The organism is Cupriavidus sp. SZY C1 (assembly GCF_032190535.1).
GTDB classification, from domain to species: Bacteria; Pseudomonadota; Gammaproteobacteria; order Burkholderiales; family Burkholderiaceae; genus Cupriavidus; species Cupriavidus pauculus_C.
In genome coordinates this window covers 187,795-203,384 of record NZ_JAUANU010000005.1, presented here as the reverse complement: position 1 = coordinate 203,384, position 15,590 = coordinate 187,795, and the positions used below count along the sequence as shown (strand labels likewise).

Below are 15,590 nucleotides of genomic sequence, written 5' to 3'. Positions count from 1 at the left end.
CGCCTTTGTCAGGCGCGGGAAGTCGGGGATGAAGAAGGGGTGGGATGCGATGCGGGCGGCGTGCCGGGCGGGGCCGAACGTGCCAGCCGCGCGCGCAGGGCCGGGCTGGCGGCGTCGCCGGCGGCGATGTAGTGGTCGGTCTCGGTGATGCGCTGGCCCGTATCGGCATCGACCAGCGCGATGCGCACGGTGCGCCCGGTCTGGCGCTCCACCAGCCGCACCGTGCCGGTCTGGTCCGCGAAATGGCGGTCGCCCCAGTCCATCAGCGTCAGCAGCACGGGCCGGAAATCGCGGCCCCGGTTGGTCAGCACGTACTCGTCGCGCGGCGGGTGGGCGCAGTACGGGCGGCGCGCCAGCAATCCTTCGTCGACCAGGCTGTTCAGCCGCCGGGTCAGCATGTTCGGCGCGATGCCGAGCCGCTTCTGAAAGTCGTCGAAGCGGGCGGTGCCGTCGAACGCCTCGCGCAGGATCAGCACCGACCACGTGTCGCCTACCCGTGCAATCGCCCGCGCCGTCGGGCAGGCGCCGTCCTTGTGCGCGGTTTTCTGCATCGTTCGGCCTCCCGCAAGAAATTGGTTGCTATCAATATGAAAGTTAGTCTAGGCTAGTCACTATCAAGATGCAACTAACTTTTCGCATCGATCTGACGAAAGGAACGGAAATGACGGAGCAGGCACAGGGATGGGGGCGCCACGCGACAACGCTGGCGGCGGCGTTGGCCGCGATGTTCGGCATGGCGGCGTGCGCGGTGGGCCCCGACTACCGGGCGCCCGCCACGGCCATGCCGCAGGTCTACCCGCACGCGGCGGCGCTGGCGGCGATCAACGAGGCACGGCCGCCGGTCTCGCTCGATACCTGGTGGGACGGGTTTGCCGATCCGCAGCTCACGCGGATCGTCCAGCGCGCGCTGGATCAGAACCTGGATCTGGCGGCGTCGCTGGCGCGGGTGGAGCAGGCGCGCGCGGCGGCCCGGTTTGCTGGCGCCGAACTGCTGCCGCAGGCCAGTGCCTACGGCGACGTCACGAAGCAGCGCCAGTCACTGGAAAGCCCGCTGGGCAAGATCGGCAGCACGCTGCCCGGCTACACGCGCGGGCAGACGCTCTACGCGGTGGGCGCGGCGGCCACGTGGGAAATCGACCTCGCGGGCGGGCTGCGGCGCGGCGCCGAGGCGGCCGATGCCGAGTGGCAGGCCGCGCAGGCCAGCCACGTGGGTGTGCGGATCCTGGTGGCCGCCGAGGCCGCCGACGCGTACTTTCGCGTGCGGGCCGCGCAGGACCGTATCGCCATCGCGCGGCAGCAGGAGACGACGGACCAGCGGCTGCTGGAACTGGTGCGGCTGCGGCTGGCCGATGGCATCGGCGCCGAGCGCGAACTGGCGCAGGCGGAAGCGCGCGTGGCGCAGACGCGCGTCACGATCCCGCCGTTGCGGATCGAACTGGACACGCAACTGAACCGGCTGGACGTGCTGATGGGCGCGCAGCCGGGCACCTATGCCGCCGAACTGCGCGAGGCGCCGGCGGCGCTGACGGTGCCGCAGGTGGCGCTGGCGCAGGGGCCGGCCAACCTGCTGCAACGGCGCCCCGACGTGATCGCGGCCGAGCGCCGGCTGGCGGCGTCGAACGCGCGGATCGGCGTGGCGACGGCCGAGTATTACCCCAAGCTGTCGCTGTCGGCGCTGCTGGGCTTCGAAAGCCTGTCGGCCGGCAAGCTGTTCACCGCGCAGGCATTCCAGCCCGCCGCCACGGCCGGCCTGCGCTGGCGGCTGTTCGATTTCGGCCGCGTGGACGCCGAGGTGGCTGGGGCCAACGGCGCCTACGCGGAAGCGCTGGCCGGGTATCGCCGGGCCATGCTGCAGGCCACCGAGGACGTGGAGAACGCGCTGGTCACGCTGACGCAGCTCGACGCCCAGCGGGTGGAACTCGACAAGGAGGTATCGGCGCACGAGCGGGCGCGCAATGCGTCCGAGGAGGCGTACAAGGGCGGCGCCGTCAGCCTGTTCGAGGTGCTGGAGGAAGACCGGCAACTGCTGGCCGCCCGCGACCAGCAGGCCCGCGTGCGCGCCGACAACGCACGCGCCGCGGTAGCGGCCTTCCGCGCGCTGGGCGGTGGCTGGTCGTAGTCCGGCGGCGGGCCGGTCAGCGCGCCTTCTTCAGCGCCCCGGCCTTGTGGATCGCCTTCTTGCCGGTCTTGGCGCTGCGCACCTCGTACTGCGGGTCCTTGGCCGACGCCTTGGCCACGTGGCCGCCCGCCTTGGCGGTGCCGGTCACCTTGCGCGTGACGGTGCCTTCGGTCTGGCCCTGCGAGGTCTGCCACTTGACCTTGTCGCCCTTCGAGATCGTCGCCATGGCGTGCTCCTGGCATGTGGATGATGTGGCAATGCGCATGCAATGGCCATGCCGGTACGCCCCCGGCGCGGCGCATGTCAGACCGTGACCGATACCCGTGCGCGGCATCGGCCACTAGGCTTCAGACAGGCAGCGCCAGCGAAGGAGGGCGACGATGCAACGCGAGCTCATGGCCGGACGGTCATTCGGTACTTTCTGGGTCCTGCTCAAGGACACGTTTTCCGCCTGGCTGGACGACTACGCGCCCAGCATGGGCGCCGCGCTGGCGTACTACACGATCTTCTCGGTGGCGCCGCTGCTGCTGATCGTGATCTCGGTGGCGGGGCTGGCCTTCGGCGCCGAGGCCGCGCGCGGCGCCGTGGTCGACCAGATCGGCGGCATGGTGGGCGAGGAAGGCGCCAAGGCCATCGAAAGCATGCTGGTATCGCTCAGTTCGCCGGAAAAAGGCACGCTGACCGCGCTGCTGAGCATGGTGACGCTGCTGGTGGGCGCCACCACGGTGTTCGCGGAGCTGCAGGACGCGCTGGACCGGATCTGGCGCGTGCCGGAGCGCAAGAAGCCGTCGGGCATCTGGGAACTGCTGCGCGCCCGGGTGCTGTCGTTCGGCATGATCCTCGGCATCGGCTTCCTGCTGATCGTGTCGCTCGTGGCCAGCGCCGCGCTGGCCGCCATCGGGCGGTACTGGTCGCCGATGCTGGGCGAGGGCGAGGCCATCGGTCACCTGATCGACATGGCGCTGAGCTTCGGGCTGGTGACCGTGGTGTTCGCGATGATCTACAAGATCATGCCGCACGCCGATGTGCGCTGGCCCGACGTGTGGCTTGGCGCCGTGGTCACGTCGGTGATGTTCACGGTGGGCAAGCTGCTGATCGGGCTGTACATCGGCAAGACCGGCGTGGCCACCGGCTACGGTGCGGCCGGGTCGCTGGTGGTGGTGCTGGTGTGGGTCTACTACTCCGCGCAGATCTTCCTGCTGGGGGCCGAGTTCACGTGGCTCTATGCCAACCGGTTCGGATCGCTGCGCAAGCGCGACACCGGGGGCGAAAGGCAGGCCCCCACGCGCCGCGCCTGACCGGCGGCCCGCCGTGCATTGCAGAAGCTGCGGCGCAATCTTGCACGGCGGGTGTCAGAAAGTCAGTCGGTCAGGTCCTTCGGCAGCTTGCCGCCATTGGCCGCCAGTTCCTGCATCACGCGCTTGTGGAGCCACATGTTCATGGCCGCCGAATCGTTGGTGTCGCCGGTGTAGTTCAGCTCCTTGGCCAGCGCCTTGCGGTGTTCCAGGCTGCTGTCGATGCCCAGCGCCTTGAGCGTGTCGACGATCGACGTGCGCCAGTTCAACGGCTGGCCGGCCTCGCTGGCGGCCTTGTCCATGACGGCCTCGACGTCCACCTGCGACAGCGGCTGCTGGCCCTGCGCCGGGGCACTGCCAGCGGGGGGCGTGGCACCCGGTGCCGGCGCGGCGGGGCTGGCGCCCGGTGCCGTGGTGCCCGGCGTGGCGCCGGGCGTAGTCCCAGGCGTGGCCGTGGCGGTGGTCTGCGCCGAGGCGGACTGGCCGCGGTGCAGCAGCTTGTTCAGGATGTCCTTGAAGATGCTCATTTCGGTCTCCGATAGGGTGGGCGGGACCTTGGCGCTGCAACTATCGTTCCGGGCGGGGCGGACGCGCCGATCATCGCGTCAGGCTGCCCGGTCAGTCCGATGCGCGCGCCGCCGCGCCGTAGACCTTCTCGCACCACAACGCGCTCGCGCCCAGCCGGCGTGACAGCCTGGCGGCGGCCACGAGCTGCACGCGGGCGATGTCTGCACGGTTGGCCGCCTCCAGCCTGGACGCGGGGCCGGAGAGCGTCAGCGCGGCCATGAACTTGTCGCCGGCGCCGAACAGCGGGGTGGCAAACGCGGCGGTGTAGATGTCCCGGAAGCCCGAGGTGAACCACGGCAGCGGTTCCTCGCGGCGCGCGCTGGCATCGTCCTTTCCCCAGTACTTCAGTACCGATCCGATGGCCGTGTCGTCGAGCGGCAGGATGGTGCCCGGCAGCCGCGTCTCGCGCAGGCCCTCGCTGGGCTCCGCGCGATACAGGCACATGCGCTGCTCGTCGCCGTGCAGCACGTAGTACGACGCGCTTTCCTTCGTCGCCAGCGCCAGGTCCTGCAGCACAGGTTCGATCACGGTGCCGAGCTGGAACGACTGCTCGTAGAGCTTGCCCAGGTAGAGCAGGCGCGGGCCCAGCGCGTAGCGGCTGTCAGCCGTGCGCACCACGTAGCTCATCCGTTCCAGCGAATTCAGCAGCCGGAAGACCGTGGTCTTGTGCATGCCCGATGCGGTGGCCAGTTGCGCCAGCGACATGGTTGTCGCGCCGAGCCGGAAACAGTCCAGCAGCCCGAGTGCCTTCTCGACCGCTGCCACGCCGTGATTACTCATGTGTCCTTCCCCCGGATGCCATGCCGGCGATTGTACGATGTACAACGTGGTTTTGCACAGTACACGGGTTAACGATAATCGGAAGGCGAAGCGTACCGGACTATAGTGGTCGCATATTAATGAAACGACGTTGTACAGAATACAACGCGTCAGACGGAGACAACTCATGCGTGCAGTGCGACCCCTGTTCTTTTCGATGTGTGCCCTGGCGGCGGCGCTGGCCGTGACGGCCGCGCCGGCCCGTGCCGCGTGGCCGGACGACCGGCCCATCGAGGTCTACGTCGGGTTTGCCGCCGGAGGCGGCACCGACCTGCTGGCCCGGGCCATGACGCCGTTCCTGCAGAAGCACCTGGGCGGCAAGGCGCGCATCGTCGTCGTGAACAAGCCGGGCGCGTCGGGCGAGATCGCCTACTCGGCGCTGTCCCGCGCGGCGGCCGACGGCTACACGATCGGCATCGTGTCCACGCCGTCGCTGCTGACCATCCCCATCCAGCGCAAGCCGAAGTACGACCCGGCCGCCATCGTGCCGCTGGCGCGCGTGATCGACGATCCGGCCATGTTCGTGGTGGCCGGCGACAGCAAGCTGGCGTCGATGGCCGATCTCGTGAAGCAGCTCAAGGCCAACCCCGAGGGGCTGTCGATGGGCAGCAACGGCATCGGCACCAACGGCCACATGGCGGCGCTGGCGCTGCAGCAGGCCACGGGCGCCAAGGTCAACCACATCCCGTTTGCGGGCACGTCGCAGACCAAGACCAGCCTGCTGGGCCACCACATCGACCTGATGGCGATGAGCACGACCGAGTTCACCGAGGCCGACCGCGCGTCGAAGGACGTGAAGGTGCTGGCCCAGCTAGGCGCCGAGCGCCGCCCCGGCCTGGTGGCCGACGTGCCGACGGCCCGCGAGCAGAAGCTGGACATCACGATTTCGTCCGAGCGCGGCTTTGCCGCCCCGCGCGGCCTGCCGCCGCAGATCGCCAAGCGCCTGCAGGACGCCATCGAGGCCACCACGAAGGACCCCGAATTCCTGGCCCGCGCCGTCAATGAGGCGCGCGGTATCTCGTATCTGTCCGGCGCGGCGTGGACCCAGCACATGGCCACGCAGCGCGGCAAGTTCGAAAGCCTCTGGAAGATCGCGGCCACGAAGTAGGCGCCGACCCACCGGTCCCCCGATTCCCGTATTCCCGTATTTCCGTCTTACCTGGAGCCGTACATGAGCCAAGCCAAAGCGTCCCCCGCGATCCGTCGCGACTATCCGCGCGTGTCGCCCGAACTGGTCGAGCGCGCCTCGACATTCCAGGCCGCCATCCTGGCCGACGTGGTCGGCCGCCGCGGCACGATGAACGCCCGCGTGCAGGGCCTGTCGCCCGCGATGAAGGTGTGCGGCCCGGCGCTGACCGTGGAGGTCCGGCCCGGCGACAACCTGATGTTCCACGTCGCGCTGGCCATCGCCCAGCCCGGCGACGTGATCGTCGTGGACGGCAAGGGCGACCAGACCGCCGCGCTGTGCGGCGAAATCATGGCCACGCAGGCGCAGGCGTCTGGCGTGGCCGGCTTCGTGATCGACGCCGCCGTGCGCGATTCGCACGAACTGGCCAGCGGCCCGTTCCCGGTGTTCTCGGCCGGCACCAACCCGTGCGGGCCCACCAAGGCCATCGGCGGGCTTGTGAACTGGCCGGCCGCCGTGGCCGGCGTGGCGGTCAACCCGGGCGACCTGATCGTCGGCGATGCCGACGGCGTGGTGGTCATTCCGCGCGAGGACGTGCCGGCCATCCTGGAACTGGCGCAGAAGAAGGTTGATGTCGAGGCCAGGCGCATCGCGGCGATCCGGGCCGGCGAGCTGCGTCCGGGCTGGCTGGACAAGGAACTGCGCGCCGCCGGCGTGCTGGCCGAAGGGGAATCGCTGTGACCGCCGTGAAAAAGCCCGCGCTGCTGGTGACCGGCAACGACCTGGCGCCGCAGGCGCTGGCGCTGCTGAACGATTTCGAGGTCAGCTTTGCCGGCAAGCAGTGCAGCGAGGACACCGTGGTGGCGCTGGCCAGGGCCACGGACCCGGTGGCGATCATCGTCCGCTACGGCAAGATCGGCGCCTCCGTGATGGACGCCGCGCCGTCGCTGAAGGTCATCTCCAAGCACGGCAGCGGCATCGACGTGATCGACCAGCAGGCCGCCGCCGCGCGCGGCATCGCGGTCCGGGCGGCGGTGGGGGCCAACGCGGCCGCCGTGGCCGAGCACGCCTGGGCGCTGATCCTGGCCTGCGCCAAGGCGGTACCGCACCTGAACGACCGCATGCGCGCCGGCCATTGGGACAAGTCGATCCACAAGACCATCGAGCTGAACGGCCGCACGCTGGGCCTGGTGGGGCTGGGCGAGATCGGCCGGCGGGCGGCCGTCACTGGCGTGGCGCTGGGCATGCGGGTCATCGCGTTCGATCCGTACGCGAAGACGGTGCCCGATGGCGTGACGCGGGTGGACGCCCTGCACGACCTGTACCGCCAGTCGGACGTCGTGTCGCTGCACTGCCCGCTGACCGACGAGAACCGCGGCATGCTGAACCGCGACACGCTGGCGCTGTTCAAGGACGGCGCGATCCTGGTGAACACGGCGCGGGGTGGCCTGATCGACGAGGCGGCGCTGGCCGAGGCGCTGACCAGCGGCAAGCTCTACGCGGCCGGGCTCGACAGCTTTGCCGTGGAGCCGATGCCCGTGCCGCACCCGTTCCAGCAGGTGCCGAACCTGATTCTTTCGCCCCATATCGGCGGCGTCAGCGACGCCGCCTACGTGAACATGGGCGTGGGCGCGGCCCGCAACGTGCTGGCCGCCTTGCAGGAAGCCGCCGCGGCGGCCTGAATTGCTGAACGTGCCGATGCCGCAGGGCGGGACGCCCGGTCCATGGCGGACGGCTGGCATGACGCCGGCCGCGCAGGGGATCAGCCGTCCTGCTGCGCGCGGCCGCTGCGCCAGGTGCGGTCGAGCACCATCCGGTACGAGAAGCGCTCCGCCGGATGCACCGACCACGCCATCTCGATCAGGTTGCCGGCGGTGTCGCGGTACTGGCGGTTGATCCACAGGCCCGCAGCGCCGGCCGGCATGCCCAGCAGCGCGGCGATGTCGGCGGGCAGCGCCGCCGCGTGGATGACCTGCTCGATGCGCGAGACCGAGACGTTGAACTGCTGCTCGATCAGGTGGAAGACCGACGCCTCGATGTCCTGCTCGGCGCCGCGCACGCCGCGGTAGTCGGGGTGGACCCAGACCTCGTTGTAGCAGATCGGCGTCCCGGCATCCTCGCCGGTGCGCACGCCCCGGATCACCAGCCAGAGCTGGCCCTGGTACGGGTGCAGCACGGGATCGGCATCGTCGCCCACCTCGCGCAGGTCGCGCGACAGCACGCGCATGCGCGTGGTGGCCGCGTACTGGAGCAGGTCGCCCACCTGGCCCACGGCCAGTTCGTAGCCCTGCTTGGCGCGCGCGGCCGTGACCACGGTACCCACGCGCGGCGTGCGCTTGATCATGCCAAGCCGCACCAGCCGTTCGATGGCGGCGCGCACCGTGTGGCGGCTGGCGCCGAACTGCTTGCACAGTTCCATCTCGGTCGGCAGCTTGCCGCCCACGGGGTAGGTGCCCGATTCGATCTCGGCGCGCAGGCTGCGGGCCAGCGCCAGGTAGCGCGGGCTGGCGTCGGCGCGCACGTCGGCGTCCGCGTCGGCAAAGTCGTCTGGAAGGGTGCTGCCTTGTTCCATGGATCGCAGGGCAAGCCTCAGGTGGCGGTCACGGGGTCATCGGTAACGGAGCATAGCCGGCACCCCGCCGCGCGGGCAAGCGGCCCCGCCGGCCGGCGGGGCAGCGATCATGAAGCGTGCCGCTTGTCGAAATCCCAGACCGATTCGAAATCCATCAGCGTGTTGAAGCGCGGGAAGTCGTAGAGCCGGTCGCCGATGCCCAGCGACGTGCGGTGCGTCTGCAGGTGGCCGTAGACGTCCTCCAGCGCCTTGCCCATCGCCAGGAAGCCGACGGCGGGATAGATGGCGATGGCGAAGCCCATCTGCTCCAGCGTTTCGGCCGGCAGCACCGGCGTGCGGCCCGTTTCCACCACGTTGACCAGCAGCGGCAGGTCGAAGGTGCGGCCGATGGTCTCCAGTTCTTGCTCGGACTCGGGCGATTCCACGAACAGGATGTCGGCGCCGGCCTGCGCGTAGGCTTCGGCGCGGCGCAGCGCCTCGTCCAGGCCCAGCGTGGTGCGCGCGTCGGTGCGGGCCAGGATCAGGAAGTCGCGGCTCTCGCGCGCTTCCACGGCCACCTGGATCTTCTTGACCATGTCCTCGACGGGAATCACGCGCCGGCCCGGCGTATGGCCGCATTTCTTCGGGAATTCCTGGTCTTCGAGCTGGATCACGCTGGCGCCGGCCCGTTCGTAGCCGCGCACGGTGTGGGCGACGTTGAGCAGGCCGCCGTAGCCGGTATCGCCATCGCAGATCATCGGCACCGTGGCCGCCGAGCAGAACGCGCCGACGCGGTTGACCATGTCGGTGTAGGTGGCCAGGCCCGCGTCGGGCAGGCCCAGGTACGAGGCCACGGTGCCGTAGCCGGTCATGTAGAGGCAGTCGAACCCCATGCGCGTGGCAATGCGCACCGAGATCATGTCGAACACGCCGGGCGCGGCGATCAGGCGCTTGCGCGCCAGCAGTTCGCGGATCGACGGGCGGGCGGCGCCCTGGGAGGGGGTGGCGGTCATCAGGCGGCTTCCTTGACGGGGTAGATGCGCAGTTTCATGCCGTGGGCGTTGGCCATGCGGGCTTCGAACGCGCGGATTTCGGGGGTGATGCCGGTGCCGCGGAATCCGCCGCGCACGCAGGCGGCGTCCACGTCCTTGTAGGCGTCGAGCCAGCCCAGCGGCAGCGGCTGCGCCTGGGGCAGCGACAGCCAGAGCCGGAACAGGTGGCGCTTGCGCTCGGGTTCGGGATGGTCCTCGTACTCGGTGCGCGAGTGCAGCACGATATGGTTGTTCAGGAGCTGGATGTCGCCGGGCTGCAGGTCCATGTCGTAGCACAGGTCCTCGCGCGCCAGCAGCGCATCGAACAGGTCCAGCGCCTCGGTCTGCCCTGGCGACAGGCGCGGCACGTCCGGAAACGTGGCCTGCGCGCCCTTGATGTGGTTGCGGATGTGGCGGCACGCAAAGTGGCCGTCGCGCACGCCAAAGATCGGCGCGGCATACCACGGGGCTTCCTCGGGCGCCTGTTCGCCCTGGCGGCTGAAGATCAGCGGCGCGTAGAGCTCGGCGGCCAGGTCCGGCCGCTGGCGCACCATCTCGTTGTGCGCGGCGATGGAACTGGTGATGAGGCTGGAGCCGCCGCGCCTGGCCGTGCGCACGCAGAACAGGCCGACCATGTCGCTGCCATCGGCGTGGAAGTCCAGGCCCGAGCGCGTGTTGTAGCCGCGGCCGGTGCTGGAGCGGTAGGTGCCGCCGGCATCGCGCACGTCGGAGACGAACTGGCTCAGCTTGCCCTGCGGACGCGGCACGCCTAGCAGCAGGCCGATGCCCCAGAACAGCTTGCGCAGCGCATCCACGTCCCAGCGCTCGACCGGAAAGCCGCGCAGCAGCTTGACGCCAAAGCCGCCCTGGGTATCGTCGACCAGCGTCACCAGGCGGCGGCGCACGCGGGCGTCGAGCGGAAAATCCTCGATCGACATGTCGAACATGTCCTTGCCGGTGGCCAGCGCATGACGCAGGGCCTGCTCGAACGCGGCGATTTCCTCGGCATCGAGCACGTGGATCCAGCTTGTGTCGCGCTCCATGTCGGCGCGGGTCCAGCCGCCGGGCACGGGGCGGATGGCATCGACAGACGGGGTGTCTTGGGGGGTCATGTTCGCTTGCCTCACTCTGCTTGCAGGTTGACTTCCTTGGCCAGGCGCTGCCAGAAGGCAAAGTCCTTCTTCACCTGCTCGTTGAACGCGTCCACCGGCTGGGCCACGGGCGTGGCCGCCTGTTCGGCGAGGATTTCCTTCATGTCGGGCGCCATCACGATCTCGTGGATTTCCTTCTGCATCCGCTCCAGCGCCGCCTTGGGCGTCCTGGCCGGGGCGTAGAGGCTGTAGGACGTGTAGACCTCGAAGTCCTTCATGCCGGACTCGATCATGGTGGGCACGTTGGGCAGCGCCGGCGTGCGCTGCGCGCCGGTCACCGCCAGCGGGCGCAGCTTGCCGGCCGTGATGAACGGCTTGGCGGTCAGCACGCTGGTCACGCCGACCGTGGTCACGCCGCCGATCACGTCGGTCATCAGCGGCGCGCCGCCCTTGTAGGCCACGTTGACCATGTCCAGGTGCTGGTACTTGTTGTACATCTCGCCGACCAGCCGGGTCATGTTCTCGGAGCTGCCGTAGGAGTACTTGTCCGGCTTGGCCTTGACGTGGCGGGCAAACTCCACCGCGTTCCTGGCCGGGAATTCGCTCTGCGTGACGAAGACCAGCGGCGACTGGCAAACCATGGTGACGCCAACCAGATCCGCGAAGGTGTCGTACGGCAACTTCTTGTAGAGGATGGGGTTGAGCAGGTGGGTGTTCACCACGAGCACGTAGGTATGGCCGTCGGGCGGCGACTTGACGACGTATTCGGTGCCGATGATGCCGTTGGCACCAGGCCGGTTATCGACCACGACCGACTGCTTGAGCCGGGGCGTCAGGCGCTCGGCCAGGCGGCGGGCGACGATGTCGGTGCCGCCGCCGGCCGAATACGGCACGACGATCCGCACCGTCTTGTCGGGGAACTCGGCCCGCGCGGGCAGGGCGATCACGGCAAGGCCCAGCGCGATGGCCGTGAGGGTGTGGGGCGCAGTCATGCGGTTGTCTCCTCTTTCCTGCGATGAAGTCCGGCTGGAGCCGGATCGGGATCATCTTGTCCGATTTATTATTTTGTCCGGACAAATCATGGAACAAGGATAGGAACCGGGGGGGTGCGAGGCAAGGCGCGGGGCGTCGGTGCTTACCCTAGCGGTCTTGGCGCCCGGTGATGCATCCATACCACGGTGCCGATCGCAACAGATTGTTTCGGATTACGAAATTCCATTGCGATATGTGGAAGATCAGTCGCTATTCGGCGACGCCAGGCATGCCCGGCGCCACTTTGGCTCGGCGGCGGGTGCCCGGAGAGGGTGAAATGGCGCGCCTCCTTCCATACGCACTATTACCTAATGCTGCATTGCCGCAATCGCTCTGCTACAATTCGGGAAAACCCCATAAGGGTAATCCCTGTAAGGAAGGACGCCATGAACACCCAATCCGATATCAAGCTGACCGATCAACTGGAACGTGACCTCATCGACCGCGAACTGGGCGCGCAAAGCCTGGGCTTCGCCAACGACGTGAAGCGCGTGATCGCCGCCGTCCAGAACGTTTTCACCCGCCTGCAGGCGGAAGCGCGCAAGGCCAAGGTGGTCTACGCGAACGGCTGATCGGCCGACGCTGATTGCGTGAGCGGCGCCCCCAGGCGCCGCATCGCCATATAAAGAACCGGCCCGCCGCACACGGCTCAAATGTGCGGCGGGCCGGTTTTTTTCATTTTCGCGGGCTCAGTCGAGCAGTTCGATGCTGTCGACGCGGTTCGGGTAGAACGCGACGTGGCCGGCAATTTGGGCCACGGCGGCGTGCGGCTGCTCGTAGCTCCAGACCGCGTTGTCGCCGCGGGCGCCCGCCGAGGCGATGCTGAAGTAGCTGGCGTCGCCCTTGTACGGGCAGTGGCTTGTATGTGACGTAGGCGACAGTTGCGCCATGTCCACGTCCTCGCGCGGGATGTACTGCACGGCGGGATAGGACGCTTCCTGCAGGTTCAGCGCCCGGCGGGAATCGGCGACGACATGGCCGCCGGCCTTGACGACGACGCGCTGGCGCTGCGGGGTGATCGTGATGGGATGGTCGGGGCCGGGGATCTTGACGGACGGGCCGGTCATGGCGACTCCTTGAGGGGAACGGCGGGAAAAAGGTAGGCGCGGCAAGCTGCCGCGCCCGCGCCGGCCATGTCGCACGCCTGAGAGCCGTGCGCGCCCGCGCCAATCATGAAAAAACCGCCACGGAGGTGACGTGGGGCTGAAAGGGAGAGAGTTCCTGCAGCCCTGGGAAGAAGATAGCGGCTGCGATCGTTGCGGAAAAGCGCAACGGCGGAACACACTTTTCGGCCCCATAGAATAATGGCCCCGTCGGAGCGGAGCCATGTGGGGCCATGCGGGGCAGAGCGGGGCGGGCCTAGCTGCCCGATTGTTCCTCGATCCAGAGCGACAGCCGCACCTTGTACGCCTGCTGGATATGGCGCCGCGTGATCAGTTCGGCCTGCTCGGGGTTGCGCGCCTCCAGTGCTTCCACCAGCGCCATGTGTTCCTCGTACGAGCCACGCGCCCGGCCCGGCACCGCCAGTGTCGACCGGCCCAGCAGCGCCATCGACTCGTGCAGCGAGCGCAGGGTCTTGAGCAGGTAGCGATTGTGCGCGCAGCGGTGCAGCGTCTCGTGGAACAGGCGGTTGTTCATCGCCAGCTTGTCGGGGTCTTCGGCGAACGACAGGTCGCGCTCGACGATGTCGCGCAGCAGCGAGATTTCCACATCGGTCGCGTGCCGGGCTGCCAGCGCCGCCGCCGTCGATTCCAGCACCTCGCGCATCACGTAGAGCTCACTGACCATGCTGGCGTCCAGCCGCGTGACCATCATGCCCCGGTTGGGCTCGTTGACCACCAGGCCCTCGGATTCCAGCCGCGACAGCGCCTCGCGCACCGGCGTGCGCGACAGCCCCAGCGACTCGGCCAGTTCCACTTCACGCAGACGGGTACCCGGCGGCAGCTGGCCTGCCTGGATGGCGGCACGCAATTGTTGATAGGCCCGCTCGGAACGCGGCAACGAAGCACTCTGGTCGCCGTCGGCGCCAGCCAGGTCCGTAGGAAGCATGAAAACGTCAGGAGTTGACTGCAGGACAGCCGGTTTTTGGAGAATAACCGAAATGAATCAGGCGGTTATCCGGTCGGGCCGATGGTCGGTATCAGGCGGACACCGCAAATCGGCCAAAACGCACGATTCTACATCGGCGGACCGGGTGCGCCGGGGTTGCGCCGTCACCCGGCATCACGCCCCTGACCTGGCTCAAATGGGGAACTGCGTCGTCGAGAGGACCTGCTTGAGCACCATGAACGACCGAATCTGCCGAACGCCGGGCAGGTAGAGCAGCTGCTCCGCGTGCAGGCGGTTGAAGCTGTCGCTGTCGCGTGTGCGCACCAGCAGGAAATAGTCGAACTCGCCGGTCACCACGTGGCATTCCATGCAGCCGGACACCTTCTGCGCGGCCGTCTCGAACTGCGCGAAGGATTCGGGCGTCGAGCGGTCCAGCACCACGCCGATCATCACCAGCATCCCGGCATCGAGCGCCTTCGGGTTCAGCAGCGCCACGATGCCGCGAATCATGCCCATCTCCTTGAGCCGCTCCACCCGGCGCAGGCACGCGGGCGGGCTCAGGTTCACCTTGGCGGCCAGCGCCACGTTGGAGATCGACGCATCCTGCTGCAACGCGCGCAGGATGGCCTTGTCGGCCCGGTCCAGCGCGTTGACATGCGGTAACGGCGTGTCCGCGGGCTCCGACGCCGGGGTTTGCTTCCGGGTGCGAAATTTTGTTTCTTTCATGGAATGATTGGCGGAATATTAAAAGGTCGAATGCCCTTATCGATACCCGATAGTGTGGCGAAACGACATTCTTTGCAACCACGTTTCGAGTCGTTTTCCCTAGCATGGAGGCTGTTTCCCCACCTATCGAGATGGAGCTGCCACCATGCATCTGGAACGCTTTCCCCGTTATCCCCTGACGTTCGGCCCCACGCCGATCCAGCCGCTGAAACGCCTGTCGGACCATCTGGGCGGCAAGGTCGAGCTGTACGCCAAGCGCGAGGACTGCAACAGCGGCCTGGCGTTCGGCGGCAACAAGACCCGCAAGCTCGAATACCTGATTCCGGATGCGCTGGCGCAGGGGTGCGACACGCTGGTGTCCATCGGCGGCATCCAGTCCAACCAGACGCGCCAGGTGGCCGCCGTGGCCGCGCACCTGGGCCTGAAGTGCGTGCTGGTGCAGGAGAACTGGGTCAACTACGCCGATGCCGTGTACGACCGCGTCGGCAATATCCAGATGTCGCGGATGATGGGCGCCGACGTGCGGCTGGTGGCCGACGGCTTCGACATCGGCATCCGCAAGAGTTGGGAAGAGGCGATGGAGAGCGTGCGGCAGGCCGGCGGCAAGCCGTATCCGATTCCGGCCGGCTGCTCCGAGCATCCGCTGGGCGGGCTTGGTTTCGTCGGGTTTGCCGAGGAAGTGCGGGCGCAGGAAGCCGAACTGGGCTTCCGGTTCGACTACATCGTCGTGTGCTCGGTCACGGGCAGCACGCAGGCGGGGATGGTGGTCGGTTTCGCGGCCGATGGCCGGGCGGACCGCGTGATCGGCATCGACGCGTCGGCCAAGCCTGAGCAGACGCACGCCCAGATCCTGCGGATTGCCAAGCACACGGCCGGGCTGGTCGGACTGGACCGCGATATCGTCGCCGCCGATGTCGTGCTGGACACGCGCTATGGCGGCCCGGAGTACGGGCTGCCGTCCGAGGGCACGCTGGAGGCCATCCGCACCTGCGCGCGCTACGAAGGCATGATGACCGACCCGGTCTACGAGGGTAAGTCGATGCACGGCATGATCGACATGGTCCGCCGTGGCGAATTTCCCGCCGGCTCGCGCGTGCTGTACGCCCACCTGGGCGGCGTCCCGGCGCTGAGCGCCTACAGCTTCCTGTTCCGCAACGGCTGAGGCCGGACCACTGCCCGGCCTG

Annotated in this window: 18 protein-coding genes; 7 read left to right on the top strand and 11 right to left on the bottom strand. The window is 68.3% G+C overall.

Annotation, left to right across the window (positions count from 1 at the left end):
• Positions 1-8 precede the first annotated feature (8 nt).
• The gene (locus tag QTN24_RS10670) at positions 9-551 is read right to left on the bottom strand and encodes a helix-turn-helix domain-containing protein (RefSeq protein ID WP_313836930.1); all 543 of its coding nucleotides are present in this window, start codon (positions 549-551) and stop codon (positions 9-11) included.
• A 110-nt stretch (positions 552-661) separates the two neighbouring features.
• Between QTN24_RS10670 and QTN24_RS10665 the strand changes: the two genes are divergently transcribed.
• Positions 662-2,119 (top strand): efflux transporter outer membrane subunit, encoded by a 1,458-nt coding sequence (locus QTN24_RS10665; protein ID WP_313836928.1) that lies wholly within the window; start codon positions 662-664, stop codon positions 2,117-2,119.
• Positions 2,120-2,135: 16 nt separating this feature from the next.
• Here QTN24_RS10665 and QTN24_RS10660 read toward each other — a convergent pair whose 3' ends face one another.
• A complete protein-coding gene (locus QTN24_RS10660; RefSeq protein ID WP_124685279.1) occupies positions 2,136-2,345 on the bottom strand; it encodes a DUF2945 domain-containing protein in 210 nt (69 codons plus the stop codon).
• 154 nt (positions 2,346-2,499) lie between these two features.
• Between QTN24_RS10660 and QTN24_RS10655 the strand changes: the two genes are divergently transcribed.
• Positions 2,500-3,417, top strand: coding sequence for a YihY/virulence factor BrkB family protein (locus QTN24_RS10655; RefSeq protein ID WP_409559002.1), 918 nt, complete (start codon positions 2,500-2,502; stop codon positions 3,415-3,417).
• 62 nt (positions 3,418-3,479) lie between these two features.
• Here the strand turns inward: QTN24_RS10655 and QTN24_RS10650 are convergent, their stop codons facing one another.
• Complete coding sequence (locus QTN24_RS10650) at positions 3,480-3,941, bottom strand: DUF3597 domain-containing protein (protein WP_313836925.1); 462 nt, start codon at positions 3,939-3,941, stop codon at positions 3,480-3,482.
• A 91-nt stretch (positions 3,942-4,032) separates the two neighbouring features.
• Entirely contained in the window at positions 4,033-4,761 is a 729-nt protein-coding gene (locus QTN24_RS10645; RefSeq protein WP_124685277.1) for an IclR family transcriptional regulator, read from the bottom strand.
• Between the two features lie 166 nt (positions 4,762-4,927).
• Between QTN24_RS10645 and QTN24_RS10640 the strand changes: the two genes are divergently transcribed.
• The 3 genes from QTN24_RS10640 to QTN24_RS10630 all read left to right on the top strand — a co-directional run bounded on the left by QTN24_RS10640 (position 4,928) and on the right by QTN24_RS10630 (position 7,608).
• Positions 4,928-5,908: a tripartite tricarboxylate transporter substrate binding protein gene (locus tag QTN24_RS10640; RefSeq protein WP_313836923.1), complete on the top strand. Its 981-nt coding sequence runs from the start codon at positions 4,928-4,930 to the stop codon at positions 5,906-5,908.
• A gap of 63 nt (positions 5,909-5,971) precedes the next feature.
• On the top strand, positions 5,972-6,667 hold the full coding sequence (locus tag QTN24_RS10635) for an RraA family protein (protein ID WP_313836922.1): 696 nt from the start codon (positions 5,972-5,974) through the stop codon (positions 6,665-6,667).
• Positions 6,664-7,608, top strand: a complete 945-nt coding sequence (locus tag QTN24_RS10630; RefSeq protein ID WP_313836920.1) for an NAD(P)-dependent oxidoreductase — start codon at positions 6,664-6,666, stop codon at positions 7,606-7,608. The genes QTN24_RS10635 and QTN24_RS10630 overlap by 4 nt, the downstream gene beginning before the upstream one ends.
• Before the next feature lie 80 nt (positions 7,609-7,688).
• Here QTN24_RS10630 and QTN24_RS10625 read toward each other — a convergent pair whose 3' ends face one another.
• The 4 genes from QTN24_RS10625 to QTN24_RS10610 form a co-directional block, all read right to left on the bottom strand.
• Positions 7,689-8,498: a GntR family transcriptional regulator gene (locus tag QTN24_RS10625; protein WP_124685273.1), complete on the bottom strand. Its 810-nt coding sequence runs from the start codon at positions 8,496-8,498 to the stop codon at positions 7,689-7,691.
• Between the two features lie 107 nt (positions 8,499-8,605).
• A complete protein-coding gene (locus QTN24_RS10620; protein WP_409559008.1) occupies positions 8,606-9,397 on the bottom strand; it encodes an oxaloacetate decarboxylase in 792 nt (263 codons plus the stop codon).
• Between the two features lie 92 nt (positions 9,398-9,489).
• Positions 9,490-10,620, bottom strand: coding sequence for a TauD/TfdA family dioxygenase (locus QTN24_RS10615; RefSeq protein ID WP_313836916.1), 1,131 nt, complete (start codon positions 10,618-10,620; stop codon positions 9,490-9,492).
• A gap of 11 nt (positions 10,621-10,631) precedes the next feature.
• A complete protein-coding gene (locus QTN24_RS10610; RefSeq protein WP_124685270.1) occupies positions 10,632-11,591 on the bottom strand; it encodes a tripartite tricarboxylate transporter substrate binding protein in 960 nt (319 codons plus the stop codon).
• A gap of 426 nt (positions 11,592-12,017) precedes the next feature.
• On the opposite strand from QTN24_RS10610, the gene QTN24_RS10605 reads away from it, so the two are divergent.
• The gene (locus QTN24_RS10605) at positions 12,018-12,203 is read left to right on the top strand and encodes a hypothetical protein (protein ID WP_124685269.1); all 186 of its coding nucleotides are present in this window, start codon (positions 12,018-12,020) and stop codon (positions 12,201-12,203) included.
• Positions 12,204-12,320: 117 nt separating this feature from the next.
• Here the strand turns inward: QTN24_RS10605 and QTN24_RS10600 are convergent, their stop codons facing one another.
• The 3 genes from QTN24_RS10600 to QTN24_RS10590 form a co-directional block, all read right to left on the bottom strand.
• Positions 12,321-12,698 carry a DUF427 domain-containing protein gene (locus tag QTN24_RS10600; protein ID WP_313836913.1) on the bottom strand — a complete coding sequence of 126 codons (378 nt, stop codon included), beginning with the start codon at positions 12,696-12,698 and terminating at the stop codon, positions 12,321-12,323.
• A gap of 292 nt (positions 12,699-12,990) precedes the next feature.
• Positions 12,991-13,680 carry a GntR family transcriptional regulator gene (locus QTN24_RS10595; RefSeq protein WP_124685267.1) on the bottom strand — a complete coding sequence of 230 codons (690 nt, stop codon included), beginning with the start codon at positions 13,678-13,680 and terminating at the stop codon, positions 12,991-12,993.
• A gap of 192 nt (positions 13,681-13,872) precedes the next feature.
• Positions 13,873-14,406: an Lrp/AsnC family transcriptional regulator gene (locus tag QTN24_RS10590; protein ID WP_313836911.1), complete on the bottom strand. Its 534-nt coding sequence runs from the start codon at positions 14,404-14,406 to the stop codon at positions 13,873-13,875.
• 145 nt (positions 14,407-14,551) lie between these two features.
• Between QTN24_RS10590 and QTN24_RS10585 the strand changes: the two genes are divergently transcribed.
• Entirely contained in the window at positions 14,552-15,568 is a 1,017-nt protein-coding gene (locus QTN24_RS10585; RefSeq protein ID WP_313836910.1) for a 1-aminocyclopropane-1-carboxylate deaminase, read from the top strand.
• The last annotated feature ends 22 nt before the right edge of the window (positions 15,569-15,590 follow it).

Excerpts from the sequence above, each read along its gene's own strand:
- QTN24_RS10655 (WP_409559002.1), top strand. The coding sequence starts at position 2,500 with ATGCAACGCGAGCTCATGGCCGGACGGTCATTCGGTACTTTCTGGGTC.
- QTN24_RS10585 (WP_313836910.1), top strand. The coding sequence starts at position 14,552 with ATGCATCTGGAACGCTTTCCCCGTTATCCCCTGACGTTCGGCCCCACG.
- QTN24_RS10645 (WP_124685277.1), bottom strand. The coding sequence starts at position 4,761 with ATGAGTAATCACGGCGTGGCAGCGGTCGAGAAGGCACTCGGGCTGCTG.
- QTN24_RS10650 (WP_313836925.1), bottom strand. The coding sequence starts at position 3,941 with ATGAGCATCTTCAAGGACATCCTGAACAAGCTGCTGCACCGCGGCCAG.
- QTN24_RS10625 (WP_124685273.1), bottom strand. The coding sequence starts at position 8,498 with ATGGAACAAGGCAGCACCCTTCCAGACGACTTTGCCGACGCGGACGCC.
- QTN24_RS10615 (WP_313836916.1), bottom strand. The coding sequence starts at position 10,620 with ATGACCCCCCAAGACACCCCGTCTGTCGATGCCATCCGCCCCGTGCCC.
- QTN24_RS10660 (WP_124685279.1), bottom strand. The coding sequence starts at position 2,345 with ATGGCGACGATCTCGAAGGGCGACAAGGTCAAGTGGCAGACCTCGCAG.
- QTN24_RS10640 (WP_313836923.1), top strand. The coding sequence starts at position 4,928 with ATGCGTGCAGTGCGACCCCTGTTCTTTTCGATGTGTGCCCTGGCGGCG.
- QTN24_RS10605 (WP_124685269.1), top strand. The coding sequence starts at position 12,018 with ATGAACACCCAATCCGATATCAAGCTGACCGATCAACTGGAACGTGAC.
- QTN24_RS10670 (WP_313836930.1), bottom strand. The coding sequence starts at position 551 with ATGCAGAAAACCGCGCACAAGGACGGCGCCTGCCCGACGGCGCGGGCG.
- QTN24_RS10610 (WP_124685270.1), bottom strand. The coding sequence starts at position 11,591 with ATGACTGCGCCCCACACCCTCACGGCCATCGCGCTGGGCCTTGCCGTG.
- QTN24_RS10600 (WP_313836913.1), bottom strand. The coding sequence starts at position 12,698 with ATGACCGGCCCGTCCGTCAAGATCCCCGGCCCCGACCATCCCATCACG.
- QTN24_RS10665 (WP_313836928.1), top strand. The coding sequence starts at position 662 with ATGACGGAGCAGGCACAGGGATGGGGGCGCCACGCGACAACGCTGGCG.
- QTN24_RS10595 (WP_124685267.1), bottom strand. The coding sequence starts at position 13,680 with ATGCTTCCTACGGACCTGGCTGGCGCCGACGGCGACCAGAGTGCTTCG.
- QTN24_RS10635 (WP_313836922.1), top strand. The coding sequence starts at position 5,972 with ATGAGCCAAGCCAAAGCGTCCCCCGCGATCCGTCGCGACTATCCGCGC.
- QTN24_RS10590 (WP_313836911.1), bottom strand. The coding sequence starts at position 14,406 with ATGAAAGAAACAAAATTTCGCACCCGGAAGCAAACCCCGGCGTCGGAG.
- QTN24_RS10620 (WP_409559008.1), bottom strand. The coding sequence starts at position 9,397 with ATGATCTCGGTGCGCATTGCCACGCGCATGGGGTTCGACTGCCTCTAC.